This is a genomic window from Streptomyces sp. NPDC048483 (genome assembly GCF_040651455.1).
In the GTDB taxonomy this organism is placed as follows: Bacteria; Actinomycetota; Actinomycetes; order Streptomycetales; family Streptomycetaceae; genus Streptomyces.
In genome coordinates, this window is record NZ_JBEZJZ010000102.1 from 1 (window position 1) to 17,489 (window position 17,489).

The 17,489-nt window shown below is 70.6% G+C and carries 14 protein-coding genes; 11 read left to right on the plus strand and 3 right to left on the minus strand.

All coding sequences use genetic code 11. The features are described from left to right. Positions 1 to 403 precede the first annotated feature (403 nt). From AB0D04_RS34195 to AB0D04_RS34225, 7 genes are all read left to right on the plus strand, one after another. Positions 404 to 2,323, plus strand: a complete 1,920-nt coding sequence (locus AB0D04_RS34195) for an acyl-CoA dehydrogenase family protein (protein WP_362711273.1) — start codon at positions 404 to 406, stop codon at positions 2,321 to 2,323. Positions 2,324 to 2,403: 80 nt separating this feature from the next. Beyond that, complete coding sequence (dxr, locus tag AB0D04_RS34200; RefSeq protein ID WP_362711274.1) at positions 2,404 to 3,672, plus strand: 1-deoxy-D-xylulose-5-phosphate reductoisomerase; 1,269 nt, start codon at positions 2,404 to 2,406, stop codon at positions 3,670 to 3,672. Continuing rightward, positions 3,669 to 4,970: a site-2 protease family protein gene (locus AB0D04_RS34205; RefSeq protein WP_362711275.1), complete on the plus strand. Its 1,302-nt coding sequence runs from the start codon at positions 3,669 to 3,671 to the stop codon at positions 4,968 to 4,970. The genes dxr and AB0D04_RS34205 overlap by 4 nt, the downstream gene beginning before the upstream one ends. 204 nt (positions 4,971 to 5,174) lie before the next feature. Then, positions 5,175 to 6,332 (plus strand): flavodoxin-dependent (E)-4-hydroxy-3-methylbut-2-enyl-diphosphate synthase, encoded by a 1,158-nt coding sequence (gene ispG / locus AB0D04_RS34210; RefSeq protein ID WP_362711276.1) that lies wholly within the window; start codon positions 5,175 to 5,177, stop codon positions 6,330 to 6,332. 197 nt (positions 6,333 to 6,529) lie between these two features. Then, the gene (locus AB0D04_RS34215) at positions 6,530 to 7,375 is read left to right on the plus strand and encodes a GNAT family N-acetyltransferase (protein WP_362711277.1); all 846 of its coding nucleotides are present in this window, start codon (positions 6,530 to 6,532) and stop codon (positions 7,373 to 7,375) included. An 87-nt stretch (positions 7,376 to 7,462) separates the two neighbouring features. Continuing rightward, a complete protein-coding gene (locus AB0D04_RS34220) occupies positions 7,463 to 7,999 on the plus strand; it encodes a GNAT family N-acetyltransferase (protein ID WP_362711278.1) in 537 nt (178 codons plus the stop codon). 99 nt (positions 8,000 to 8,098) lie between these two features. After that, positions 8,099 to 9,808: a proline--tRNA ligase gene (locus AB0D04_RS34225; protein ID WP_362711279.1), complete on the plus strand. Its 1,710-nt coding sequence runs from the start codon at positions 8,099 to 8,101 to the stop codon at positions 9,806 to 9,808. Positions 9,809 to 9,988: 180 nt separating this feature from the next. Here the strand turns inward: AB0D04_RS34225 and AB0D04_RS34230 are convergent, their stop codons facing one another. Genes AB0D04_RS34230 through AB0D04_RS34240 form a run of 3 tightly spaced genes read right to left on the minus strand, consistent with a single transcriptional unit; the run spans position 9,989 to position 12,007 of the window. Further along, positions 9,989 to 10,900 carry an aminoglycoside phosphotransferase family protein gene (locus AB0D04_RS34230; protein ID WP_362711280.1) on the minus strand — a complete coding sequence of 304 codons (912 nt, stop codon included), beginning with the start codon at positions 10,898 to 10,900 and terminating at the stop codon, positions 9,989 to 9,991. A gap of 31 nt (positions 10,901 to 10,931) precedes the next feature. After that, on the minus strand, positions 10,932 to 11,444 hold the full coding sequence (locus tag AB0D04_RS34235; RefSeq protein ID WP_362711281.1) for a ferritin-like domain-containing protein: 513 nt from the start codon (positions 11,442 to 11,444) through the stop codon (positions 10,932 to 10,934). 14 nt (positions 11,445 to 11,458) lie between these two features. After that, positions 11,459 to 12,007, minus strand: coding sequence for a hypothetical protein (locus AB0D04_RS34240; RefSeq protein WP_362711282.1), 549 nt, complete (start codon positions 12,005 to 12,007; stop codon positions 11,459 to 11,461). A 118-nt stretch (positions 12,008 to 12,125) separates the two neighbouring features. Here AB0D04_RS34240 and rimP point away from each other — a divergent pair, with 118 nt between their 5' ends. From rimP to infB, 4 genes are all read left to right on the plus strand, one after another. Then, positions 12,126 to 12,626 carry a ribosome maturation factor RimP gene (gene rimP, locus AB0D04_RS34245; protein ID WP_362711283.1) on the plus strand — a complete coding sequence of 167 codons (501 nt, stop codon included), beginning with the start codon at positions 12,126 to 12,128 and terminating at the stop codon, positions 12,624 to 12,626. A 2-nt stretch (positions 12,627 to 12,628) separates the two neighbouring features. Beyond that, on the plus strand, positions 12,629 to 13,621 hold the full coding sequence (gene nusA, locus AB0D04_RS34250) for a transcription termination factor NusA (protein ID WP_362711284.1): 993 nt from the start codon (positions 12,629 to 12,631) through the stop codon (positions 13,619 to 13,621). Between the two features lie 120 nt (positions 13,622 to 13,741). After that, the gene (locus AB0D04_RS34255) at positions 13,742 to 14,020 is read left to right on the plus strand and encodes a YlxR family protein (protein WP_362711285.1); all 279 of its coding nucleotides are present in this window, start codon (positions 13,742 to 13,744) and stop codon (positions 14,018 to 14,020) included. Between the two features lie 190 nt (positions 14,021 to 14,210). Next, on the plus strand, positions 14,211 to 17,375 hold the full coding sequence (gene infB / locus AB0D04_RS34260; RefSeq protein WP_362711286.1) for a translation initiation factor IF-2: 3,165 nt from the start codon (positions 14,211 to 14,213) through the stop codon (positions 17,373 to 17,375). Positions 17,376 to 17,489 lie beyond the last annotated feature (114 nt).

Sequence of the window (17,489 nt, forward strand, 5' to 3'; positions counted from 1 at the left end):
CGCTCCGGCACCCTGTTCCGGAGCGCGCCGCGTCCCCCGTTCTCCCCGCCCGGCATCCGTGACCGCTCTCGCCGTCATGCCGGAGTCCGACGGTACGGCCCGAGCGCGCTCCTGCCCTCCTGTCCGAGGCGGAGCCGGGCCTTCACCCCAGGGTGGAGCCGCGGCCGCGCGTACAACCAGCGCAGTACGCCGCACCCCCCGAACGGCGGATGGGGCAGACCCCCGGCCGGCCGAAGCCACACCCCAGATGGCCCATGGCGGATACCCGCCCGCTCGCCCGCCCCTTCCCTGCGGCACCACTGGTGCAACCCCTACGGATCGGGTAACCCTCACAAGTAGCACTGTCCGGCGGCCGACCGGCCCTCCGGCGCAGCACTCCCGATCGCGGTGAGGTGAGCTCCTGATGACCGCTCCGTCCATCCGCAAGGTTTCCGAACGCGAAGCGCGGCAGGTTGCCGAGGCGGCCCGTGAGCAGGCCTGGCGCAAGCCCAGCTTCGCCAAGGAACTGTTCCTGGGGCGCTTCCGCCTCGACCTCATCCATCCGCACCCCACCCCGGCGGCGGACGATGTACGGCGCGGTGAGAAGTTCCTGGCCACGCTCCGTGCGTTCTGCGAGACCGAGGTCGACGGCGCCCGGATCGAGCGCGAGGCACAGATCCCCGACGAGACGCTGAACGGGCTCAAGGAGCTCGGCGCGCTCGGTATGAAGATCGACACCAAGTACGGCGGCCTCGGCCTCACCCAGGTCTACTACAACCGGGCCCTCGCCCTGGCCGGCTCCGCCAGCCCCGCCATCGGCGCGCTGCTCTCCGCGCACCAGTCCATCGGTGTGCCGCAGCCGCTCAAGCTCTTCGGCACCCAGGAGCAGAGGGACACCTTCCTGCCGCGGTGCGCCCGCAGCGACATCTCGGCCTTCCTGCTGACGGAGCCGGACGTCGGCTCCGACCCGGCCCGGCTGGCCACCACCGCCGTGCCTGACGGGGAGCACTACGTCTTGGACGGCGTGAAGCTGTGGACCACCAACGGCGTGGTCGCCGACCTGCTCGTCGTGATGGCGCGGGTGCCGGCCTCCGAGGGCCACAAGGGCGGCATCACCGCCTTCGTCGTCGAGGCGGACTCGCCCGGTATCACCGTCGAGAACCGCAACGCCTTCATGGGCCTGCGCGGACTGGAGAACGGCGTCACCCGCTTCCACCGCGTCCGCGTCCCCGCGGCGAACCGCATCGGCCCCGAGGGCGCCGGCCTCAAGATCGCCCTGACCACCCTCAACACCGGCCGCCTCTCGCTGCCCGCGATGTGCGTCGGCGTCGGCAAGTGGTGCCTGAAGATCGCCCGCGAGTGGTCCGCGGCCCGCGAGCAGTGGGGCAGGCCGATCGCCCAACACGAAGCCGTCGGCGGCAAGGTCTCCTTCATCGCGGCCACCACCTTCGCCCTCGAGGCCGTTGTCGACCTCTCCTCCCAGATGGCCGACGAGAACCGCAACGACATCCGTATCGAGGCCGCCCTCGCCAAGCTCTACGGCTCCGAGATGGGCTGGCTGATGGCCGACGAGCTGGTGCAGATCCGCGGCGGCCGCGGCTTCGAGACCGCCGCATCGCTCGCCGCCCGCGGCGAACGCGCCGTCCCCGCCGAGCAGACGCTGCGCGATATGCGCATCAACCGGATCTTCGAGGGCTCGACGGAGATCATGCATCTGCTGATCGCCCGCGAGGCCGTCGACGCCCATCTGTCGGTCGCCGGCGACCTCATCGACCCCGACAAATCCCTCGCCGAGAAGGGCCGGGCCGCCGTCCAGGCCGGCGGCTTCTACGCCCGCTGGCTCCCCAAGCTCGTCGCCGGACCCGGTCAACTCCCGCGTACCTACCAGGAGTTCGGCGAACTCGCCAGCCATCTGCGCTATGTCGAACGCGCCTCCCGCAAGCTCGCCCGGTCCACCTTCTACGCGATGTCCCGCTGGCAGGGCCGGATGGAGACCAAGCAGGGCTTCCTCGGCCGGATCGTCGACATCGGCGCCGAACTCTTCGCCATGAGCGCGGCCTGCGTACGGGCCGAACATCTGCGGCTGACCGGCGAGCACGGCCGCGAGGCCCACCAGCTCGCCGAGGTCTTCTGCCGCCAGTCGCGGATCCGCGTCGAGGAACTCTTCGCCCGGCTGTGGACCAACACCGACGCCCTCGACCGCAAGATCGTCAACGGGGTCCTGGGCGGCAGCTACACCTGGCTGGAGGAGGGCGTCATCGACCCCAGCGGCGACGGCCCCTGGATCGCGGACGCCACCCCCGGCCCCAGCACGAAGGACAATGTGCGCCGCCCCGTCCGCTGAGGTGACACCCCCTGCCCTCGTACGGGCGGCCTCCGGGTCCCCCGTACGAGGAGCGCCGGCGACCGGCAACAATGGACCACATGACGGACTCCTCCCTCGCACATCCGCACCTGCGCTTCGAGCCGGCCGCCACCGGCCCGGCAGGCCCGCGCGACATCGTGATCCTCGGCTCGACCGGTTCTATCGGCACGCAGGCGATCGACATCGTGCTGCGCAACCCCGGCCGCTTCCGGGTCACCGCGCTCTCCGCGGCCGGCGGCCGGGTGGACCTGCTCGCCGACCAGGCGCACCAGCTGAGGGTGTCCGCCGTTGCCGTCGCCCGGGAGAACGCCGTCCCCGCACTGCGCGAGGCCCTCACCGCCCGTTACGGGACCGGGGAGCCGCTGCCCGAGATCCTGGCCGGCCCCGACGCCGCCACCGAACTCGCCGCCTCCCCCTGCCACACCGTCCTCAACGGCATCACCGGCTCCATCGGCCTCGCCCCCACCCTCGCCGCCCTCAAGGCCGGCCGGGTGCTCGCCCTGGCCAACAAGGAATCCCTGATCGTCGGCGGTCCGCTGGTCAAGGCCCTCGCCGCGCCCGGCCAGATCATCCCCGTCGACTCCGAGCACTCCGCGCTCTTCCAGGCGCTGGCCGGCGGCGCGCGCGCCGAGGTCCGCAAGCTCGTCGTCACCGCCTCCGGCGGCCCGTTCCGCGGCCGTACGAAGCAGGAGCTGGCCGGTGTGACACCCGAACAGGCCCTCGCCCACCCCACCTGGTCCATGGGCCCGGTCGTCACCATCAACTCCTCGACCCTGGTCAACAAGGGCCTGGAGGTCATCGAGGCGCATCTGCTCTTCGACGTCCCCTTCGACCGCATCGAGGTCGTGGTTCATCCGCAGTCCTATATCCACTCGATGGTGGAATTCACCGACGGTTCCACCCTGGCCCAGGCCAGCCCGCCCGACATGCGGATGCCGATCGCCCTGGGCCTGGGCTGGCCCGAGCGGGTCCCGGACGCGGCACCGGGCATCGACTGGACGAAGGCGCAGACCTGGGAGTTCTTCCCGCTGGACGCGCAGGCCTTCCCGTCCGTCCCGCTGGCCTGTCACGTGGGTGATCTGGGCGGCACGGCCCCTGCCGTCTTCAACGCCGCGAACGAGGAATGCGTGGATGCCTTCCTGAACGGCAAGCTGCCGTTCACAGGGATTGTGGATACGGTCGCGGAAGTGGTCGCCGAACACGACGTGGCCGGGCGGGGAACCTCGCTGACCGTGGCGGACGTCTTGCAGGCGGAAACCTGGGCGCGCGCCCGCGCCCGGGAACTTGCCGCCCGTGCGGCACGGACACCTTCGGAGGCTCGCGCATGACGACCTGGATGACCATCCTGGGCATAGTCGTCTTCGTCGTCGGCCTGCTCTTCTCCATCGCCTGGCACGAACTCGGCCATCTCTCCACGGCCAAGATGTTCGGCATCCGGGTGCCGCAGTACATGGTGGGCTTCGGGCCGACGCTCTTCTCCCGTAAGAAGGGCGACACCGAGTACGGCATCAAGGCCATCCCGCTCGGCGGCTACATCCGCATGATCGGGATGTTCCCGCCCGGCGACGACGGGAAGCTGCAGGCCCGCTCCACCTCGCCGTTCCGCGGCATGATCGAGGACGCCCGCTCGGCGGCCTTCGAGGAGCTCCAGCCCGGCGACGAAAAGCGGCTGTTCTACACCCGCAAGCCCTGGAAGCGCATCATCGTGATGTTCGCCGGGCCGTTCATGAACCTGATCCTCGCGGTCGTGATCTTCATGAGCGTGCTGATGGGCTTCGGCATCAACACCCAGACCACCCAGGTGGGCTCGGTCTCGGACTGTGTCATCTCGGCGTCCGCCAAGACCGACAAGTGCCCGAACGACGCCAAGGACTCCCCGGCCAAGGCCGCGGGCCTGAAGGCCGGCGACAAGATCATCTCGTTCAACGGGCACGCCGTACCGGACTGGGGCGCCCTCCAGGGGCAGATCCGCGACACCACCGGTCCCGCCACCCTCGTCGTCGAGCGGCACGGCGTACGGCAGACCCTCCACGCCGACCTGATAGAGAACAAGGTCGCCAAGACGGACGGACACGGCGGCTACGTTCCCGGCCAGTACGTCACGGCGGGATTCCTCGGCTTCACGCCCGCCAGCGGAGTCGTCCAGCAGTCCTTCGGCCAGTCCGTCGACCGCATGGGCAACATGGTCCAGCAGGGCGTCTCCTCGCTGGTCAACCTGCCCTCCAAGGTCCCGGACCTGTGGGACGCGGCCTTCAACGGCGGCGAGCGCAAGCAGGACTCCCCGATGGGCGTGGTCGGCGCGGCCCGGGTGGGCGGCGAGGTCTTCTCGCTGAACATCCCGCCGGAGCAGCGGGTGGCGACCATGCTCTTCCTGGTCGCCGGCTTCAACCTCTCGCTGTTCCTGTTCAACATGCTGCCGCTGCTGCCGCTGGACGGCGGGCACATCGCCGGCGCCGTGTGGGAGTCGATCCGCCGCGCCTTCGCCAAGATCGTCCGGCGCCCGGACCCCGGCCCCTTCGACGTCGCCAAGCTGATGCCGGTCGCCTACGTCGTGGCCGGGATCTTCATCTGTTTCACGCTGCTGGTGCTGGTGGCGGATGTGGTGAATCCGGTGAAGCTGACCTGACGGCGAAGCCGGCCGGGACAGGTCGGCCGAAAAGTGCGTTTGGCGGCGGCCGGGCACCTCCGAAGCGTTTGGAGGTGCCCGGCCGTCCCCTTTCGAGGGGCCTCCGGGGCGCGATGTGCTGACCGCAACCCGGGTGACGTAATCTCGGATGCCGGAGCCCGCCGAATACGGGACCTTGATCCACACCTTGGGGTTGCTCGCCAGATGACTGCCATTGCGCTGGGAATGCCGGACGTACCGACCAAGCTCGCCGACCGCCGTGTCAGCCGCAAGATCCACGTCGGTTCGGTCGCCGTGGGCGGAGACGCACCGGTCTCGGTGCAGTCGATGACGACCACGCGGACGTCCGACATCGGCGCGACCCTCCAGCAGATCGCCGAGCTGACCGCCTCCGGCTGCCAGATCGTCCGCGTCGCCTGCCCCACGCAGGACGACGCCGATGCGCTCCCGATCATTGCGAAGAAGTCGCAGATCCCGGTCATTGCCGACATCCACTTCCAGCCGAAGTATGTGTTCGCCGCCATCGACGCGGGCTGCGCCGCGGTCCGGGTGAACCCGGGCAACATCAAGCAGTTCGACGACCAGGTCAAGGAGATCGCCAAGGCGGCCTCCGACGCCGGGACCCCGATCCGTATCGGCGTCAACGCCGGCTCGCTCGACCGCCGGCTGCTCCAGAAGTACGGCAAGGCGACGCCGGAAGCCCTGGTGGAGTCGGCCCTGTGGGAGGCGTCCCTCTTCGAGGAGCACGGCTTCCGGGACATCAAGATCTCCGTCAAGCACAACGACCCCGTCGTGATGGTCAATGCCTACCGGCAGCTCGCGGCCCAGTGCGACTACCCGCTGCACCTCGGTGTGACCGAGGCCGGGCCCGCCTTCCAGGGCACCATCAAGTCCGCGGTCGCCTTCGGCGCGCTGCTGAGCGAGGGCATCGGCGACACCATCCGCGTCTCGCTGTCCGCGCCGCCCGCCGAAGAGGTCAAGGTGGGCATCTCCATCCTGGAGTCGCTCAACCTCCGCCAGCGCCGCCTCGAGATCGTCTCCTGCCCCTCCTGCGGCCGTGCCCAGGTCGACGTCTACAAGCTCGCCGACGAGGTCACCGCCGGTCTGGAGGGCATGGAGGTGCCGCTGCGCGTCGCCGTCATGGGCTGTGTCGTCAACGGTCCGGGCGAGGCGCGGGAGGCCGACCTGGGCGTGGCCTCCGGCAACGGGAAGGGCCAGATCTTCGTGAAGGGCGAGGTGATCAAGACCGTGCCCGAGTCGAAGATCGTCGAGACGCTGATCGAAGAGGCCCTGAAGATCGCCGAGCAGATGGAGAAGGACGGGGTCGAGTCCGGCGCCCCGGTGGTCTCCGCCGCCGGCTGATCCGCCCGCGCACTGCCGCCGAGCCCCGCCGCCCCACCAGGGCCGCGGGGCTCGCCGATGCCCGGGCGCGGGGCCCGCGGATGCCCGCGGGCGGCCGCTCCACAGCGGGCCGGGTGCTCCCGCGCAGGGGGAGGTAAAGTGCCAAGACCTGCTCCCGCCTGGCCTCCCAGGCCCGTAACGGTGAGGCATTCCGACACGTGCTGACGACCACGACCATCAAGGTCCTCGAGCCCGGGGAGCTCGATGATGCCCTCGCGGTCCTGGACCGCGACCCGGTCGCCAACGCCTTCGTCGCCGCCCGCGTACAGATCGCCGGGCTCGACCCCTGGCGCCTCGGCGGCGAGATGTGGGGCTGGTACGTCGGAGGGCGGCTGGAGTCGCTGTGCTACGCCGGAGCCAACCTCGTGCCGGTCTGTGCCACCTCGGAAGCCGTACGCGGCTTCGCCGAGCGGGCGCGGCGGCAGGGGCGGCGGTGCTCGTCCATCGTCGGGCCCGCGGGGCCGGCGACCGAGCTGTGGTCGCTGCTGGAGCCGTACTGGGGGCCGGCCCGGGAGGTCCGCCGCCACCAGCCGCTGATGGTCACCTCCTCGCCGTCCGCGGAGATTGCGCCCGACCCCGGCGTCCGGCGGATCCGCAAGACCGAGATGGACGTGATCATGCCCGCGTGCGTGGCCATGTTCACCGAAGAGGTCGGCATCTCGCCGATGGCCGGCGACGGCGGGCTGCTGTATCAGGCGCGCGTCGCCGAGCTGGTCGGATCCGGTCGCTCCTTCGCCCGGATCGACGACGGCCAGGTCATCTTCAAGGCCGAGATCGGGGCCGCTACGCCGCGGGCCTGCCAGATCCAGGGGGTCTGGGTCGATCCCGCCTACCGGGGCAAGGGACTGTCCGAGACGGGGATGGCGGCGGTGCTGCGGTATGCGCTGAGCGATGTGGCGCCGGTGGTCAGCCTCTATGTGAACGACTTCAACACCGCTGCTCGTGCCTCGTACCGGCGGGTGGGGTTCGAGGAGGTCGGGGCGTTCATGAGTGTGCTGTTCTGAGGCGGGGCGGGCTGCGGGTGTCCTGTTCGGTGTCGTGAGTCTTTGTGGTCGTGACCTTCGAGCGTGCCGCCTTGTACGCTCGCGACCATGGATGATGTCGCGGTCGGCCCTCTCGATCTCGCCGCCCGCGTGGACGACGCGCTCGCGGTGCAGGCGCTGGCGTTCGGACTGAGCGATGACGAGATCGCGGTGCGGCGGCACATCGTGCTGCGGCACCTCGGCTGCCGCGGGGCGCGGGCCCTGGGGGCCACCACCCCGGCGGGGCGGCTCATCGGGTTCGTGTACGGGATGCCCAATGACCGGGCGCACTGGTGGTCCACCGTGGTCGAGCCGTATCTGCGCAGTGAGCATCTTGATCACTGGCTGGACGATGCCTTCGTCATCACCGAGCTGCATGTCCATCCCGCCTATCAGGGGCGGGGGATCGGACGGGAGCTGATCACCCGCATCACGGACGCGGCGCGGGAGCCGCGGTCGATTCTGTCCGCCATCGATGTGGAGAGTCCCGCCCGCGGGCTGTACCGGTCGCTGGGGTACCAGGACATTGCGCGGCGGGTGTTGTTTCCCAGTGCGCCCATGCCTTATGCGGTGATGGGGGCCCCGTTGCCGTTGATACGGCCCTGAGCGGTGGTGGATGCGGCCCTGAGCGGAACGCATTTCCATGGTTCACACCGGTGCGGCTAACCTCCTGGGAGTCACCTTTCTTACGCAGGAGAAACTCCCATGGCCAACGCCGCACAGGTTCAGCGCATGTCCCGCTTGATGATCAAGACACTGCGCGAGGACCCGGCCGACGCCGAGACCGCCAGCCACAAGCTGCTCGTCCGCGCCGGGTACGTCCGCCGCTCCTCCGCCGGTATCTGGACGTGGCTGCCGCTGGGCAAGAAGGTCCTGGAGAACGTCTCCCGTATCGTCCGCGAAGAGATGGACGCCATCGGCGGACAGGAAGTGCTGCTGCCGGCCCTGCTCCCCAAGGAGCCCTACGAGGCCAGCGGGCGCTGGGAGGAGTACGGCGATCTCCTCTTCCGCCTCAAGGACCGCAAGGGCGCGGACTACCTGCTCGGGCCCACCCACGAAGAGATCTTCACTCTGACGGTCAAGGACCAGTGCACGTCCTACAAGGACCTGCCGGTGATCCTCTACCAGATCCAGACCAAGTACCGCGACGAGGCCCGGCCCCGCTCCGGCGTGCTGCGCGGGCGCGAGTTCCAGATGAAGGACTCGTACAGCTTCGACACCACGGACGAGGGCCTGGCGCAGTCCTACGCCCTGCACCGCGAGGCGTACCAGAAGATCTTCGCGCGTCTGGGCCTGGACTACCGCATCGTTTCCGCCGTCTCCGGTGCGATGGGCGGCTCGGCGTCCGAGGAGTTCCTGGCCCCCGCCCAGGCCGGCGAGGACACCTTCGTGGACTGCCCCGAGTGTGACTACGCGGCGAACACCGAGGCCGTCACGGTCAAGGTGGCGGCGGTGGACGGCAGCGCCGCCGGTCCCGTCGAGGAGCTGGACACCCCCGACACCCCGACCATCGAGACGCTCGCCGGGCACCTGGGCGTACCGGCCTCCGCGACCCTGAAGAACCTGCTGGTCAAGGTCGACGGCGAGATTGTCGCGGTGGGCGTGCCCGGTGACCGCGAGGTCGACCTGGGCAAGCTGGGCGAGCACCTGGCGCCGGCCACCGTGGAGCTGGTCACCGCCGAGGACTTCGTCGACCGGCCGGAGCTGGTCCGGGGCTATGTCGGGCCGCAGGGTCTGGCCGGCAAGTCCTTCCGCTACATTGCCGACCCGCGGATCGCCTCCGGCACCTCCTGGATCACCGGTGCCAACAAGGAGGGCAAGCACGCCCGCAACGTCGTCGCGGGCCGTGACTTCGAGGTCGACGACTACCTCGACGTGGTGGTCGTCGAGCCCGGCGACCCCTGCCCGAACTGCGGCGCGGGTCTGCGCATCGACCGTGCCATCGAGATCGGCCACATCTTCCAGCTGGGGCGCAAGTACGCGGACGCCTTCGAGCTGGACGTCCTCGGGCAGAACGGGAAGCCGACCCGGGTCACGATGGGGTCGTACGGCATCGGCGTCTCCCGTGCGGTGGCTGCGCTGGCCGAGCAGACGCACGATGCGTCGGGGCTGTGCTGGCCGCGTGAGGTGGCGCCGGCCGACGTGCACGTGGTCGCGGCGGGCAAGGCCAAGCAGACCGAGCTCGCGCTGTCGGTGGGGGAGCAGCTGGGTGCCGCTGGGCTGCGGGTGCTGGTCGACGACCGGGCCGGGGTCTCGCCCGGTGTGAAGTTCACGGACGCGGAGCTGCTGGGTGTGCCGACCATTGTGGTGGCGGGGCGGCGTGCCGGTGAGGGCGTTGTCGAGGTCAAGGACCGGCGGACGGGGGAGCGGGAGGAGCTGACCGTCGAGGAGGCGGTGGCTCGGCTCAGCGCCTGATGTTCCGGGGTCGGCTGCGGTGGATTTCGGCGGTGGGATTCGCTGGTTCGCCGTAGCCGACTTTTTGTCTGTGGGGTGCGCCTGGTGTACGTGGATCGGGTCGGTGCCGCACCGTGGGGACACCCCGGTACGGCACCTCCGGTCCGTACGCGGCGGACGGACGGTGGGGGCGGGCGTCTTCTACAGCCAGGCCGCGAACTCCAGGAGCAGTTCGCCGCGCTGGCGGTCTCCCATCGATGACTCCCGTACGCCTGCGGTGACTGCGCGGTAGAGCGTCCAGGCGCGCAGGCGGTCCCGGTCCACGTCCAGGGAGTCGGCCAGTTTGGCCACTCGGCGGCGGGTCGCGGCGGTGGCGCCGGAGCCGGCCATCACGTCCTCGAAGCGGTCCAGGACCAGGGCTGCCAGGTCGTATGCGCGCTCGCCGACCACGGGGGACGGGCCGATCGCCAGCCACGGCGCGCGTTCGCCGGCCAGTACTTTGCCCTGCCGGAATGCCCCGTGCAGGACGAACTCCTCGGTGGCGGTGGTGGGGAGGGTACGGCGGAGTTCCAGGGCCTCGTCCACCAGGGGGGCGGCGGATTCGGTGCGTGCGCCGGCTGTGCGGAGCGCTTCCACGGCCTCGGCGGTGCGGTCGGCCAGGGTGGCGAAGGGGTGGCCGGGCTCCGGTGGTACCCACAGGCGGCGTACCGTTCCCGCCGCCTCCAGGAGTGCTTTTGCCTCGGGGAGCGAGCGGAGCGATACGGCGCTCTGCAGGCGTTCCAGCAGGAGTGCGCCGGTCTTCTCGTCGGCGCGCAGGAGGCGTACGGCGCCCCAACCGTCCCATATCTCCAGCGCCGTTGCCTCATGGGGGCAAGCCCGGCCCGGTGCGGGGAACTTCAGGGCTGCGGGAGTTCCGTCCGACTGGTGCACGAGTGCCAGCAGGCTGCTGCGGCCGCCGGGGGCGTGCACCCTTTCCAGCGTCAGATCCCAGGCCTCCAGCTGCTGCTGAACCAGCGTGGGGAGGGCGGCGAGCCACTCCCGTACGAGGTCTTCCGGATCGCTGCTCAGCGAACTCACCAACCGCTGCGGCGGTTCGATGGGTGCCGTTGCCATGCCTGGGCTGTCCCTTTCCTGGGGCGGTCGTTCAGAGCGCGTTCGAGGGCGCGCTCGGCGCGCCCGGCGAGCTCGGCGGCGCGTCGGCCGTGGCCCGCTCCACGAGACCAGGGAAGGCTACGCTGCTGCCGCGCCAGCGCACCGCCCGCACCGCCGCCTCGCGCAGCGAGGCCGCCGCGTCCATACGGCGGGTCGTGTCCGCGGCCCGTACGAGATCCGCGTAGACGGCGGCCAGGCGGTCCTCCAGCTCCGCCGCAAGGCGGGCCGCGGCGGCCGCGTCCGGGACGGGGAAGGGCAGCTCGTAGGCGGCCGCCGCGGCCCGCGGTGTGCCGCCCAGGTCCCGTACGGTGCGGCGCAGCGCGTCCCGGTGTGCGCGATGGGCGTCATACGCCGACTGGGCCTCCTTGCGCCGGTCGGCGGAGATGCGGCCGCCGACCACGCCGTAGCCGTAGACGGCTGCGTATTCGGCTGACAGGGCGGCCTGGAGCGCCGTCAGCTCGGTCGGTCCGTCGGCCTTGGCCTTGGTGCGGGTGGAGTCCGTCATGGGCGTGTGGCCTCTCATGCCTGTGCCAGCAGATACGCGTGGGCGGCGCCTGCTGCGGCCACCGAGGCGAGCAGGCGGGCCAGCTCCGGTGGGGCGGTGGGCAGGGCCTTGGTGCGTTTGTCGGACAGTTTGCGTTCTGCTTCGGCCAGCTGTGTGCGGGCCGTCTTTTCGTTCTGGGGGATCCGGGGGGCGGACCGTTCGGTGGGGCTGTGGGCCGACACGCCGGTGCCGGTGTGGGGGCTGCCGCTGGGCCTGGCCTTGGTGCCGAACGCCTCGGCGTGGCCTGCCACTTCGGCGCGCAGGGGGCGCAGGGCGGCCTCCAGGGCGGGGTGTGCGGCCAGGGTTGCGTCGTAGCGGGCCAGCAGTGCGGTGCTGTCGCGGGCGGCTTCGCGGCGCACGTGGGCGGCGGCCGAGGATTCTTCGGCCCGTTCGGGGGCGGGGTCCTCGGAGCAGCCTGTGAGCAGGGCGGCCGTCCCGAGGGCGGCGCCGGCCAGCAGGGTTGTTCTGCGCGTGAGCGCCAGGTTCGGCACGTTCCACTTCCCGGGGTCTTCCGTAGTGATCACCGCAGGCGAGAGTATCCGTGACCGCCCACCGAATCGTCAGTACCCCGCCGGAACCGATAGGCTTTGACCCGACACGCGACCTACCCACAACAGCACACGCGGCCGAGGAGTCACCCGGATGAGCACCACCCAGAGCGAGAGGCTGCGCGGATTGCTTGAACCGCTCGTCGCCGCGCGAGACCTGGATCTGGAAGAGATCGAGGTGACCCCCGCAGGCAGGCGGCGGGTGCTGAGGATCGTGGTCGATTCCGACGACGGCGTCCAGTTGGACGATTGCGCGGCCGTGAGCCGCGAGGTTTCGCAGGTGCTGGACGAGTCCGATGTGATGGGCGGCGCCGCGTACACCCTCGAGGTGACCTCTCCCGGCGCCGACCGGCCGCTGACCGAGCTGCGGCACTACCGCCGCGCCGTCGGAAGGCTGATCAAGGCCCAGTTGAGTGAGGGCGGCGAACTCGTCGCGCGGATTGTTTCCGTGGACGAGAACGGGCTCGATCTTCAGGTGCCGGGGGTCAAGGGGCGTAAGCCGACCGAGCGGCGGGTCGAGTTCGACGAGATCGCCAAGGCGCGGGTCGAGCTGGAATTCAGCCGTAAGAACGACGAGAACAAGGAGGAGGCGTAGCCGTGGACATCGACATGAGTGCCCTGCGGGGGCTGGTGCGGGAGAAGGAGATCTCGTTCGACCTGTTGGTCGAGGCGATCGAGTCGGCCCTCCTCATCGCATACCACCGCACCGACGGCAGCCGCCGGCAGGCGCGGGTGGAGCTGGACCGCAGCACCGGGCATGTGACGGTGTGGGCGAAGGAGGACCCGCAGGATCTGGAGGAGGGGGCCGAACCGCGCGAGTTCGACGACACCCCGTCCGGGTTCGGGCGGATCGCGGCGACCACCGCCAAGCAGGTCATCCTGCAGCGGCTGCGGGACGCCGAGGAGGAGATCACCTTCGGCGAGTTCGCCGGGCGTGAGGGTGACGTCATCACCGGCGTCGTCCAACAGGGCAAGGACCCCAAGAACGTGCTCGTCGACATCGGCCGCATGGAGGCCATGCTGCCGGTGCAGGAGCAGGTGCCGGGCGAGGACTACGCGCACGGGACGCGGCTGCGGTCGTATGTCGTGCGGGTGGTCAAGGGAGTGCGCGGACCGTCCGTGACGCTGTCGCGTACACATCCCAATCTGGTGAAGAAGCTGTTCGCCATGGAGGTGCCGGAGATCGCGGACGGGTCGGTGGAGATCTCGGCCATCGCGCGGGAGGCCGGGCACCGTACGAAGATCGCGGTGCGGTCGACGCGGTCCGGGCTGAATGCCAAGGGTGCCTGCATCGGTCCCATGGGCGGCCGGGTCCGGGCCGTGATGGCCGAGCTGCACGGCGAGAAGATCGACATCGTGGACTGGTCGGACGACCCGGCGGATCTGGTGGCGAACGCGCTGTCGCCGGCGCGGGTCAGCAAGGTCGAGGTCGTGGATCTGGCGGCCCGGTCCGCCCGGGTCACCGTGCCCGACTACCAGCTGTCGCTGGCCATCGGCAAGGAAGGGCAGAACGCCCGGCTTGCGGCCCGGCTGACGGGTTGGCGGATCGATATCCGGCCGGACACGGAGCAGCACGCTCCGCAGGAGTGAACCGGCAGCCGCCGCGGCTCCCTCTCGGGGGTGTCGCGGCGGGCGGCGGGAATTTTTTGAGCAGACGTTCGGGCTTTACCCCATCGGGGTGAGGTCGGTGCGGGGAGGTAGACTTAAGCAGTGTCTGGCCGGACGCATGCCCGCGCATGCCCTGAGCGCACGTGTCTGGGGTGCCGGGAGCGAGCGGCCAAGGGCGATTTGCTGCGCATCGTGGTGATCGAGGGTGAGTGCACCCCCGATCGGCGCGGTACGCTTCCCGGCCGGGGTGCTTATGTGCACCCGGCACCGGTCTGTCTCGATCTGGCGGTTCGCCGCCGGGCGTTTTCCCGGGCCTTTCGGGGCCCAGGGCCGTTCGACACGACGCAATTGCGTCGTGTCATTGAGCGGGAGGCGCCTTGAGCAGCCGTTATGGCAAGAGCGCACAGCAGTAGAAGCACGGCAAGAACGCACAGCGCACGGATCCCAGTGCGGTCAGGTACCTCGCGAGTTGGAAGTAGGTCGAGATTGCGATGAGCACTCGATGAGTACGCGATGAGTACGCCCATGAAGTAGCGACGGTCCGGCGTAACCCGGACCTAAAAGGAGCGAAGTGGCTAAGGTCCGGGTATACGAACTCGCCAAGGAGTTCGGAGTTGAGAGCAAGGTCGTCATGGCCAAGCTCCAAGAACTCGGTGAGTTTGTTCGTTCGGCGTCCTCGACGATCGAGGCGCCGGTTGTACGCAAGCTGACTGACGCTTTCCAGGCAGGCAGCGGCAGCGGCCGCGCCGCCGGTAAGCCTGCGGGGCCGCGCAAGTCGGCCCCCGCGAAGCCGTCGGCGCCCTCTCCGGCGCAGGCGGCACGTCCCGCTGCCCCGAAGCCGGGCGCCCCCAAGCCGGGCCCCGCGGCTCCGGCTCCGGCTGCCCCTGCGGCTCCGGCTCCGGCTGCCCCCGCAGCTCCGGCTCCGGCCGCCTCCGCGGCCCCGGCCGCGCCCGAGGCGCCGGTGACCCCCGTGGCACCCAAGAGCACTCCCGCCGCCGGCCCCACCCCGGGTCCGCGGCCCACCCCGGCGCGCCCCGCGGCGCCCAAGCCCGCTCCGGCCGCCCCCGCGCAGCCCGAGTTCCAGGCTCCCCCGTCCGCACCGGCCGCTCCGGCTGCCGGCCAGTCGGCGCCCCGTCCCGGTGCCCCCGGCCCGCGTCCGGCCCGTCCGGCCGCCGGCCAGGGTGGTCAGGGTGGCCAGGGCCGCGGCGGTGCCCCGCGTCCGGGTGGCGAGCGTCCGGGCCCCCGTTCGGGTGCCCGTCCCTCCGGTCCCCGTCCGGGCAACAATCCCTTCACCTCCGGTGGCTCCACGGGCATGGCCCGTCCGCAGGCCCCCCGTCCCGGTGGCGCCCCGCGTCCCGGCGGCCAGGGTGGCCCCGGTGGCCCGCGTCCGCAGGGCGGCGGCCAGGGTGGCCCCCGTCCCCAGGGCGGTCAGGGCGGCGCCCGTCCGACCCCCGGTGGCATGCCCCGTCCGCAGGGTGCCGCTCCCGGTGGCGCCCCGCGTCCCGGCGGCGGCGGTAACCGCCCGAACCCGGGCATGATGCCGCAGCGTCCGGCTGCCGGCCCGCGTCCGGGTCCCGGTGGCGGCGGCGGTCGCGGTCCCGCGGGTGCCGGTCGTCCCGGTGGCGGCGGTCGTCCCGGTGGCGGCGGCGGCTTCGCCGGTCGTCCCGGTGGTGGCGGCGGCGGTCGTCCGGGTGGCGGCGGCGGTTTCGCCGGTCGTCCCGGTGGCGGCGGCCCCGGTGGCGGCGGCGGCTTCGGCGGCGGTCGTCCCGGCTTTGCCGGTCGTCCCGGCGGCCCCGGCGGCCGTGGTGGCACGCAGGGTGCGTTCGGCCGTCCCGGCGGTCCGGCGCGTCGTGGCCGTAAGTCGAAGCGGCAGAGGCGTCAGGAGTACGAGGCCATGCAGGCCCCGTCGGTCGGCGGCATCATGCTGCCGCGCGGCAACGGTGCGACGGTTCGCCTGTCGCGCGGTGCCTCGCTGACGGACTTCGCGGAGAAGATCAGCGCCAACCCGGCGTCGCTGGTCCAGGTCATGCTGAACCTGGGCGAGATGGTCACCGCGACCCAGTCCGTCTCCGACGAGACGCTGCAGCTGCTCGCCGACGAGATGAACTACGTCGTCGAGATCGTCAGCCCGGAGGAGGAGGACCGCGAGCTGCTCGAGTCCTTCGACATCGAGTTCGGCGAGAACGAGGGCGGCGAGGAGATGCTCGTCTCCCGTCCGCCGGTCGTGACCGTCATGGGTCACGTCGACCACGGTAAGACCCGTCTGCTGGACGCGATCCGTAAGACCAATGTGGTCGCGGGCGAGGCCGGCGGTATTACGCAGCACATCGGTGCGTACCAGGTCGCGACCGAGGTCAACGACGAAGAGCGTCGGATCACCTTCATCGACACCCCGGGTCACGAGGCGTTCACCGCCATGCGTGCCCGTGGTGCCAAGTCGACCGACATCGCGATCCTCGTGGTGGCGGCCAACGACGGTGTCATGCCGCAGACGATCGAGGCGCTGAACCACGCCAAGGCGGCCGAGGTGCCGATCGTGGTCGCGGTCAACAAGATCGACGTCGAGGGCGCCGACCCGACCAAGGTGCGCGGCCAGCTCACCGAGTTCGGTCTGGTGGCCGAGGAGTACGGCGGCGACACGATGTTCGTCGACATCTCCGCCCGTGAGGGTCTGAACATCGACCAGCTGCTCGAGGCCGTCGTCCTGACCGCGGACGCCTCGCTCGACCTGCGCGCCAACGCGGAGCAGGACGCGCAGGGCATCGCGATCGAGGCCCACCTCGACCGTGGCCGCGGCGCCGTGGCGACCGTCCTGGTCCAGCGCGGCACGCTGCGCGTCGGCGAGACGATCGTCGCCGGTGACGCCTACGGCCGAGTCCGCGCGATGCTCGACGACAAGGGCAACCACGTCGAGGAAGCGGGTCCCTCGACCCCCGTCCTGGTCCTGGGTCTGACCAACGTCCCGGGTGCCGGCGACAACTTCCTGGTTGTCGACGAGGACCGTACGGCCCGTCAGATCGCCGAGAAGCGCGCCGCTCGTGAGCGCAACGCGGCGTTCGCCAAGCGCACCCGCCGGGTGTCCCTCGAGGACCTCGACAAGGTGCTCAAGGCCGGCCTGGTGCAGGACCTCAACATCATCATCAAGGGCGACGCGTCCGGTTCGGTGGAGGCTCTCGAGTCCTCGCTGCTCCAGCTCGACGTCGGCGAAGAGGTCGAGATCCGCATCCTGCACCGCGGTGTGGGTGCGGTCACCGAGTCGGACATCAACCTGGCGACCGGCTCCGACGCGATCGTGATCGGCTTCAACGTCCGCGCCGAAGGCCGCGCGACTCAGATGGCCGACCGCGAGGGCGTCGACGTCCGCTACTACTCGGTCATCTACCAGGCGATCGAGGAGATCGAGGCAGCCCTCAAGGGCCTGCTCAAGCCGGAGTACGAGGAGGTCGAGCTCGGTACCGCGGAGATCCGCGAGATCTTCCGCTCGTCCAAGCTCGGCAACATCGCGGGTGTGCTCATCCGCTCCGGCGAGGTCAAGCGCAACACCAAGGCCCGCCTGGTCCGCGACGGCAAGGTCATCGCGGAGGACCTCAACATCCAGGGTCTGCGCCGCTTCAAGGACGATGTCACCGAGATCCGCGAAGGCTTCGAGGGCGGTATCAACCTCGGAAACTTCAACGACATCAAGATCGACGACGTCATCGCGACGTACGAGATGCGCGAGAAGCCGCGCGGCTGATCACGTAGTGCGTAGCCGGGGCCGGTCGGTGGAGGAAAATCCGTCGATCGGCCCCGGCCGTTGCGTGTACGGTTCCAAGGACTCGTACGGTTCCAGGGACTCGTACACCTAAGG